A 2,509-nucleotide genomic window follows, 5' to 3' on the forward strand; every position below is an offset into this window, starting at 1 on the left:
GGCGAGCAACGAGCGATTAGAATTCCTCGGTGATAGCATCCTCGGCTTCGTCATCTGCTCGTGGTTGTACGAGGAATACCCCGAGTACAACGAAGGCGATTTGACGAAAATCAAATCGGCCGTCGTCAGCCGCCGCACCTGTGGGAAAGTGGCCTGTCAAATCGGGCTGGACGAGTGCTTGATCGTGGGCCGAGGTGTGACCCGAAATCGTAGCTACCCGCGGTCATTGGTCAGCGATGTCTTTGAATCGATCGTCGCCGCGCTGTACCTCGATGGCGGTCATGACATCGTTCGCGACCGACTGAAGACCTGGTTGCGGGGCGAAGTCGAAATGGCGGTCACCAGCCAGGGAGCAACGAATTACAAGTCGACGCTCCAGCAACGCGCCCAGCGCGATATCGCGTGCACACCCTTGTATCGACTCAAACGCGAAATGGGGCCCGACCACCGAAAATCGTTCTTGATCAGCGCCGTGATCGACGGCGAGGAATACACCGCCGCCTGGGGCACCAACAAAAAGGAAGCCGAACAAAAAGCGGCCGCCAATGCACTGGCGGAAATGAACGACGACCCGCTGCCGTATCCGCTGCCGGAAGATCCCAACAGCTAGAACCGCAGCAGCGCGGTGCCCCACGCCAGTCCGCTTCCGAATCCGCACAGCAGCACGTAGTCACCACGCTTGATCCGCCCCGCACGCAGGGCTTCGTCCATCGCCAGCGGGATGCTCGCCCCGGATGTGTTTCCGTAGCGATCCAGATTGACGAACACCCGATCCTTGGGAACGCCCAGATCGGAGACGGCGGAGTCGATGATCCGCTGGTTGGCCTGGTGCATGATCACCAACGCCAGTTCCTCGGCGTTGACCTGTGCCGCCGCGAGCACGTCTTTTGCACTTTCGTCAAAGACGCGAACGGCCCACTTGAACACGTTCCGCCCATCCATCTTCATGTACTGCAGCCCCTCACGCCGCGCCTCTTCGGTCAGCGGCAACCGAGTTCCGCCGGCGGGAATGCACAGCATTTCACCACCGCAACCTTCGCTGCCGAGCTGGTAGGACAAGATTCCCGACGGACCGTCTGCATCGGTTTGATCGACACCGCCTTCGTCAGGGCAACGAGAATCGTCTGGACCGATCAGGACCGCGCCGGCGCCGTCACCGAACAACGGATAAGTTTTCTTATCATTGGGATCGATCGTTCGGCTCATTAAGTCGGCACCGACGATCAACACCCGTTTCGCGTTGCCGGCGGCAACGAACTGGGCACCGGTCGCCAACGCGTAAACAAACCCCGCACAGGCGGCCCCCAGATCCATCGCGGGGGCGAACGCGCCGAGTCGCTTTTGCAGGTGACACGCCGTTGAGGGCGTGAAGTGGTCCGGGGTGATCGTCGCGACCAAAATCAAGTCGACTTGGTCGACCGAGACCGAAGCGTCGGCCAGGCAGCGGACGGCGGCTTCGTAGCACAGGTCGCTCGTCGCCTGATCCGCGGTCGCATGACGTCGCTCCAAAATCCCCGTGCGTCGAACGATCCACTCGCTGTCACATCCCAGCGCCGCGAGGTCTTCGTTGCTGACCACATGGTCCGGGACGTAAGATCCGCAGCCCAAGATACGAACACCCGGCAGCGATCCCATTCGGCCCCGCGTCTCAGGCTGGGGGCGGAATTCCAATTCATCGCCGCTGGTCGAATCCGTGGCTTGTGGCGATCGTTCGGTTCGGTCAATCGTGGTCGGGTCGGGCATCACTGGAGTCTTCATCACGCGACTGGCATCATAGAAATCCCGCTTGCACTGCGTGGAGCGGTCGTGACGGAGTATAACTGGGGCACGTTTTTCTCGTCAGGTGATCACTTTTCACGATGAAACCTCTCGCCCGTCGAAGTCTGCCGATCGTCGCGATCTTGACTGCCGTCGTCGTTTTCTCCGTCGCATATCGCTGGGGCAGACGATCCGCCCACCCGAATTCGGCTGCGAGCGATTCGCCCCTCCGCCCCGCCAACGACCGCGCCCCCCTCCCCTCGGTGTTTCGGATCGTCGGCAATTCGATGGCCCCCACGCTGGTCGACGGCGACGTTTGTCAGCTCGCCGATTGCGACACTCTGCAGATCGGCGATGTCGTGGCAATCCGCTGGGGCGGCAAGCGTCACGTCAAACGCGTCGCCGCTGTCGGGGGACACGTCGTGGATCGCGTCGACGGCCGACTGACCGTCGGGGGGCGGCGGCTGGAAGATCGGCTCGCCCAGCGCGACACCGACGAGTTTCTGCCTCCGGCGCTGGTGCCGGTCAGTTCGCAACCGGACCACTGGAATCGGGACGCTGCGGTTCCCAGCCGACTCGTCTACGGCCATCGCAACCCACACCAAGCTGGCCGAATCACTCCCGTGATGGATGACTACCCGATCAACCAAACCGTGCGGCGAGTCCTCAACCGAGTCGATCGCTTGGTCGTTGAGATCCGAGCGAAGACGCCCACCGTTGGTCCCGAAGCTCCTTTCCGCGTCTTCTTTCA

Annotated in this window: 3 protein-coding genes; 2 read left to right on the plus strand and 1 reads right to left on the minus strand. The window is 61.9% G+C overall.

Annotated features, from left to right (window positions below):
- Positions 1-610: ribonuclease III (gene rnc / locus ABX749_RS29295; protein WP_372899161.1), on the plus strand; the 610-nt coding region annotated here is incomplete at its 5' end.
- Here rnc and ABX749_RS29300 read toward each other — a convergent pair.
- Positions 607-1,635, minus strand: coding sequence for a beta-ketoacyl-ACP synthase III (locus tag ABX749_RS29300; protein ID WP_145222630.1), 1,029 nt, complete (start codon positions 1,633-1,635; stop codon positions 607-609). The genes rnc and ABX749_RS29300 overlap by 4 nt on opposite strands.
- A 224-nt stretch (positions 1,636-1,859) precedes the next feature.
- Here ABX749_RS29300 and ABX749_RS29305 point away from each other — a divergent pair.
- The coding region (locus ABX749_RS29305; protein WP_372899162.1) for a S26 family signal peptidase at positions 1,860-2,509 on the plus strand (650 nt) is incomplete at its 3' end.

This window comes from Stieleria sp., from assembly GCF_041595215.1.
GTDB classification, from domain to species: Bacteria; Planctomycetota; Planctomycetia; order Pirellulales; family Pirellulaceae; genus Stieleria; species Stieleria magnilauensis.

Bases quoted from the DNA above. Each gene is read 5' to 3' on its own strand.
- ABX749_RS29300 (WP_145222630.1), bottom strand. From the start codon at position 1,635: ATGGGATCGCTGCCGGGTGTTCGTATCTTGGGCTGCGGATCTTACGTC.